Below are 6090 nucleotides of genomic sequence, written 5' to 3'. Positions count from 1 at the left end.
AGCAACTATGCTGACTGTAAATATATGATGTGTTGAATTGCCCCTAAAGAATTATGGTGTTAAAGCCCAAAGACGGGATTCTTATTGGACATCTTCAATACCTCCTAAAAACATTCTTATTTAGTTACAGCAATAGTATGGCAGAATTGCACCACTTTTATACGATAAAATAAAAAAAGGTTGCTTTTTTCCATAAAATATATTATAAATAATATGAGGTAAAATGGTTTCCCTTAAACCATGACCTCATCCTTATTAATTATTTATACTCCCCTTGAGAAGCCCCTGGATAGCTCCCCTATCCAGGGGCAACTCTTTGTGTATGAAGGAGTGCAGCCGAATCCACATCCTATAAACCGCCGGTATTTGACGGCTGTTCATATCCCTTCTGTCTGTATTCCACATAAACATTTACGTCATAATCAGAGGAATCCATGGTTAAGTATATATCGGTTGTACTGGTATTCCATACAGTTCTGTAGCCGGTATACCCAAGTGACAGGGCTGTAGCGCTATCCAGCATTTCTATCAAATCCCTGTCGCCGCGGCTGCGTATCTTATCTGACGCCGGCTCTCCGTATAATGAATTCAAGGAATCTTTCAGCGCGCCATACATATCTATATAGTAAGACCCCTGCGAAAAATCTTCGGTAAAAATATACAAACCGCTGTGCAATGCTCCATCCACCCCAAAATCATAATATATCTGGGCTTTATATCCGCCCCTGAGCTGTTCCAGTTACAATTTCTAAAATCCGCCCTGCTTTCATTGGTCTGGGAAATAGACAGGGCGCCGTTATTCCTGGCATAATAGGTTACGCTGTCCACAACAACCGATGTATTTGTTATCATTTTTCCGTCAGCGCCAACATAATAAAATATTCCATTATCATCAATCAGTTTATCTTTGGCCATTGTACCGTTCTCATCAAAATAAAACCAGGCCTCCCCGGACTTTGCCCATTTATTGCAGGCCAATGTCCCATCCGTATTATAAAACTTCCAGCTTCCGTCCTGTGCCTGTTTCCATTCTGCAAAGGTATTAAATGTACACGCTGCACTTAAAACCAATGACAGTAGGCCAATCTTCCATTTAACTGCCCTCATCACTTTTCCCTCTTTCATTTCGTTTCTGTATCCTGCAGGAAACAGTATACCACACCCTTCACATATACTCACCAAAATACCCTTTAAAATTTTTTGATTTTCCCTTGACTTCCCCTGCAGAACATGGTATGGTTAAGAAGTATTTTTTATAAGATTTTGATTTCACATATTTTTGTAAGTCATTATTCCTATGATGATTTACAAAAATATGTGATTTTTATTTTTATCGAAAAATATAATATTATATTATGGAGGTATCTTTCATGAACAAAGGTACAGTAAAATGGTTTAACTCACAGAAGGGCTACGGCTTCATTACAAACGAAGAGAACGGAATGGATATTTTCGTTCATTTCTCCGGAATTTCTTCCAATGGCTTTAAGTCTCTGGAAGAGGGCCAGCCAGTTACATTTGACATCACAAACAGCCCAAGAGGCTTACAGGCAGTAAATGTCTGCGCCGCATAATAGAGATTGACCTGACAGAGACCGTTTTCCTATGGAGAACGGTCTTTTTTGTTCGGTCAGCCATCCCCCTGCTCCCATGCATCCAGGCCCAAAAGCACAAGGACCCGCCGGATTGCTCCGGCAGGCCCTGCTTATATATATTGAAAATCCTATCCTAACACATTCACTATCTTCACCGGATTCCTGTAATTCCAGTTGGACACGGTAATGCCTGTCCTCTCCGTTGAAGCATGTACAATCTGTCCGTTGCCGATATACATGGCTACGTGGTTGATTCCTCTTCCGCTTCCGTAAAAAATCAAATCCCCTGGCTGCATCTGGTCGGCGCTGATGGCAATCCCCTGCTGGGCTTGTCCGCCTGAGGAGCGGTTCATGGATATGCCTGCTGAATTCTGCAGGACGTATCTGGTAAATCCGGAACAGTCCGTCCCGGTGCGCGGGTCGCTGCCGCCGTACTTGTATCTTCCGCCTACGAACTGCATGGCATAATTCACTACCTGCTGGCGCTTATATGTACCTGAAGCCTCAATGGCGTCCTGCTGTACCTCTGCCATCTCATCCTCTCCTACCTGCTCCACGGTGGCATTACCGGATACAGGCAGAAATCCTTCGGAATCATTGACCCGGACCTTCATCCATCCGTTTCCCATGTCCTCCAGAACTTCGTATTCACTCCCTACCTTGGCTGTCATCAGTACTTCTTCACTGTCTTGGCTTTTGTTAATGTTGACGCTCTCCGCTGTAATGGTGGCCACGTATGTACCTGCTGTGAATCCAGGGCCGATTGCAGCCAGGGAAGTGAATGGGTTCATAACCATCAGCATCCCGCATACAGCTCCTGCCTTTAAAAGGCTGCCTAACATTTTTCTCATTGAAGAAACTCTCCCATCATGGTTTTATGCTGAATGTAGCCGGAGTTTTATTTATTACATAATTGTTACATTCATTACAAATGTATTATATCACAATTTTGTCTTACGTCAACAATTTTAGACATATTTAATATTTCCTTCATTATTTTTAACATTTTATGTAGTGATTTTGAATTAAAAATGAACTTTTCCCCTTTAACAACTCTTCCCGCAGGTCCAAACCAAAAAAAGCCCGCTGTCTCAGGACAGCAGGCTCACAATCTTAACTGGTTTTCTGTAATCATATGGGGAGGTCTTGATTCCCGTCTTCTCTGTGGATGCATGTACCACTTCCCCGTTTCCTATGTACAGGGCTACATGGTTGATACCGCCGCCCCCGGCATAAAACAGCAGGTCCCCCGGCTGCATCTGGTCCTCTGTCACAGCCTTTCCGTAGGAGGACTGTCCTGTGGATGAGTGGGGAAGGCTGATGGATGCCGCCTTGCCCAGCACGTATCTGGTAAAGCCGGAGCAGTCCACACCCTTATTGGGGTCCACTCCGCCGTACTGGTAACGTCCGCCCACGAACTGAAGGGCATACTCAACTACCTGGCGGCGCATCTTGGCATTCTCATCCACGGTTTCATGGGCTTTTTCCACCAATGTGGCATTACCTGACGTCTTTATGTAGCCTTCTCTTCCGCCGGTGCGAATCTTGACCCAGCCCTGTTCCGTCCTGCCCAGGACTTCATAGGTCTGCCCTCTCATGACCTGGCCCTGTCTGGCAGAACCCTCGCTGGCGTTTCTGTGTACGTCCACGGCGGGCGCCTCTATCTTCACCACATAGGAGGACCGTGTCTGGACCTCTGCCTGTCTTACGGCTGCCTGGCTGTCCATGGGGTTCATCACCCACAGTCCTGCACACAGGCACATAAGTCCCGATGCCTTTATGATTCCTTTCCTTAATCCCCTTATGTTCACGCTGATTCTCCTAACTGCCATCTATTTTCCTGAAAATGTAAATATTACGCAAATATTACGTTTATTAAAATCAGTATATTATTTATTCACATTTTTGTCAAGAAAAAGGAGCTGCTTTTTAACAGCTCCTGTAATATCAGCGTCATATTATCCGCGGATTATCTTCTGGGTCCCCTGAACATCCACACGGCCAGCATGACCAGCAGCACCGGCCATATATAAGACAGAATCCAGCCGGCCAGTCCCATGATGCCGAAGAACACGGTCATTACCAGGAATATAACCAGGAATACCACCAGCCCGGCAATGAGCCTGACATACCATTTGCTGAAGTCCACATAATGGACCTCCCGGTTCCTGCTGCCAAACGGCTCCCGTTCTTCCTGGCTGCCGCCTGCTGACCCGGTCCGGTAGGCTGCATCTGATTCAAAGGAATCAAATCCGTCCGGCCTGTCCTCGGTGTCAAGGACTGCATCCACTATGGTCCTGGCTATGATTCTAGGGCCTCCCAGACTCTCTATGACCTCATCCTCTGTCTGGCCCCTGGCAGCCTCCTCCATGATATAGGAGTCATAATACCTCAAATTCTCCTGTATGACGGAATAGGGCACCCGTCCTTCCAGCTCGCTTTTTAGTCCCTGCAAAAATTCTGTCCTGCTCATTACTCAACCCTTTCCTTAATCGTTCCCTCTCTGTAGGCAGCTACCAGCTCCTTCAAATCGGCTATCTGTCCTTTTAATTCTTTTCCTTTATCCGTATCAGCCACCATCACCCTGCTCTTTACCTTCTCTACCACGGATACCTTGGGAGTGCTCTCCTTCTTTGGGTCAAAGGGCCTGTGCTCCGCCAGGGCCAGGTGGTGGGAATTATAAATCAATGTATATCCAGCAATGCCCGTGGTGCTCTGGTAAGCCTTGGACAGACCGCCGTCAATGATGAACAGCTTCCCGCCCGCCTTCATGGGCTTCTCCCCGTCCTTCAGCTTTACAGGCACATGGCCGTTGATGATATGGGAGCCCTCCACGGGAAGCCCGAACTCTTCCAGCAGGCGGTTGCAGAATTCTTCCTTCAGGCTCAGCTGGTAGTAGGGATTCATCACTTCCTTGTGGGTGGATTTATCCTCCACAAAATAATGTTCAAAGGTGGTCATCTTATCCTTGCCGAACACCGGGGATTTTGCCCCGCACCACAGATACCACATCATGTCCATGGCCAGTTCCTTTCCAGGCGTTCCCTCAGGCATGAAATAGGCATTCTGCACCTGCTGGTTAAAGAAGTCCATCAGCTCCTTCCCTCCATAGGATACCCCATTCATGGTAATGGTATCGAAAGAACCATCCTTTTTCATGGGGATACAGCCATGGTAAAGGAGATTGGAATTATAACATTTATAGATGGCTCCATGGGAATACAGGAACCTTATATGCTTATGCAGCAGTTCCCCGTGCTTAAAGGAGGCCTGCAGGGTGCGCAGCAGCTCCTTCTCCCCCCGGCTCAGTTCCAGGGGATTCTTGGGGTCCACGGTGGGGAAATTCATATCCATCATAGGAAATGTCTTCCCGTCTATCACCACGGTTCCCTTCTCAAAATCAATACAGGACAGCAGAACCCTGTCGTCCATCTCATACTCGGGATGGCGCTTAATCATGGCGCCCTCCACCTTGAACTGAATCACGGCAATGGCCTTGTGCATCTTGGCAGCCAGACCGGGGTCCACTGCATCATAGATGTTCTCGTCCAGAATCTTGGGCATAAACCGCGTACAGGGGTCCTCCTGGTACACCTTGGCCGCAAACATGGAAAGTGGCCTTAAATTGATGCCGTAGCCATCCTCCAGCACATCAAAGCTGTTGTAGCTGATGGCAATGCGCAGCACATTGCAGATGCAGGCCAGATTGCCTGTGGCTGCACCCATCCAGGAAATATCATGGTTCCCCCACTGTATGTCCACATCGTGGAAGCACATGAGCTCATTCATAATGATGTCCGCCCTGGGACCTCTGTCATAGATGTCCCCTATAATGTGCAGATTGTCAATGGTCAGGTTCTGAATCAGGTGGCACAGGGAAATGATGAACTTGTCCGCCGTATCATTCTCAATGATGGAATGTATGATTTCGTTATAGTACAGTTTCTTGTTATCGTCGTTGTAGTCCACGTGAAGCAGCTCGTCAATGATGTAGGCAAATTCCTGCGGCATCTTTTTGCGGACCTTGGAGCGGGTGTACTTGGAGGACACCTCCTTGCAGCTCTGTACCAGGCGGTAGATGGTGATTTTCTGCCAATCCTCGGTGTAGTGCCCCTGCTTCATCATACGGGCCAGGTTCCGCTCCGGATAATAAATCAGGTTGGCCAGCTGTACCTGCTCCTCCTCCGGAATCAGGTGGCCGAATGTCTCCTTGATTTTCTCCCTGGTGATACCGGACGAAGACCGCAGCAGGTGTATGAACGCCTCATACTCCCCGTGCAGGTCGCTGAAAAAGTATTCTGTTCCCTTCGGAAGGCTGCAAATCGCTGTCAGATTGACAATTTCGCTGGTGGCTTCCTTAACTGTGGGGTATTCTTTTGCCAGGAGCTTAAGATATGCCAAATCCCTCATCATCATATTCCCCCAATCCCAATTGCATTTTATTTAAAGTTATAGTAACATATTCTTAATGAAATGAAAAGTTTTTCCAGCTGAA

At 47.1% G+C, this 6090-nt stretch carries 7 protein-coding genes; 1 reads left to right on the top strand and 6 read right to left on the bottom strand.

Annotated features, from left to right (window positions below; translation table 11 throughout):
• Positions 1-349: 349 nt before the first annotated feature.
• Both I2H39_RS27420 and I2H39_RS27415 read right to left on the bottom strand, forming a co-directional pair.
• Positions 350-592: a hypothetical protein gene (locus I2H39_RS27420; protein ID WP_195628010.1), complete on the bottom strand. Its 243-nt coding sequence runs from the start codon at positions 590-592 to the stop codon at positions 350-352.
• Positions 593-618: 26 nt separating this feature from the next.
• On the bottom strand, positions 619-1125 hold the full coding sequence (locus I2H39_RS27415) for a hypothetical protein (protein WP_207747008.1): 507 nt from the start codon (positions 1123-1125) through the stop codon (positions 619-621).
• Positions 1126-1370: 245 nt separating this feature from the next.
• Between I2H39_RS27415 and I2H39_RS27410 the strand changes: the two genes are divergently transcribed.
• Positions 1371-1574 carry a cold-shock protein gene (locus I2H39_RS27410; RefSeq protein ID WP_138306927.1) on the top strand — a complete coding sequence of 68 codons (204 nt, stop codon included), beginning with the start codon at positions 1371-1373 and terminating at the stop codon, positions 1572-1574.
• A gap of 149 nt (positions 1575-1723) precedes the next feature.
• Here the strand turns inward: I2H39_RS27410 and I2H39_RS27405 are convergent, their stop codons facing one another.
• The 4 genes from I2H39_RS27405 to I2H39_RS27390 form a co-directional block, all read right to left on the bottom strand.
• A complete protein-coding gene (locus I2H39_RS27405) occupies positions 1724-2446 on the bottom strand; it encodes an NlpC/P60 family protein (protein WP_195628008.1) in 723 nt (240 codons plus the stop codon).
• Between the two features lie 240 nt (positions 2447-2686).
• Complete coding sequence (locus tag I2H39_RS27400; protein WP_195628007.1) at positions 2687-3427, bottom strand: C40 family peptidase; 741 nt, start codon at positions 3425-3427, stop codon at positions 2687-2689.
• A 137-nt stretch (positions 3428-3564) separates the two neighbouring features.
• Positions 3565-4068, bottom strand: coding sequence for a DUF1700 domain-containing protein (locus I2H39_RS27395; RefSeq protein WP_138306921.1), 504 nt, complete (start codon positions 4066-4068; stop codon positions 3565-3567).
• A complete protein-coding gene (locus I2H39_RS27390) occupies positions 4068-6005 on the bottom strand; it encodes a fructose-1,6-bisphosphatase (protein WP_138306954.1) in 1938 nt (645 codons plus the stop codon). The genes I2H39_RS27395 and I2H39_RS27390 overlap by 1 nt, the downstream gene beginning before the upstream one ends.
• Between the last annotated feature and the right edge of the window lie 85 nt (positions 6006-6090).

The sequence above is a fragment of the Clostridium sp. 1001283B150225_161107_B6 genome (assembly GCF_015556325.1).
Classification (GTDB): Bacteria; Bacillota; Clostridia; order Lachnospirales; family Lachnospiraceae; genus Enterocloster.
This window is presented reverse-complemented; position numbering and strand designations above follow the sequence as displayed.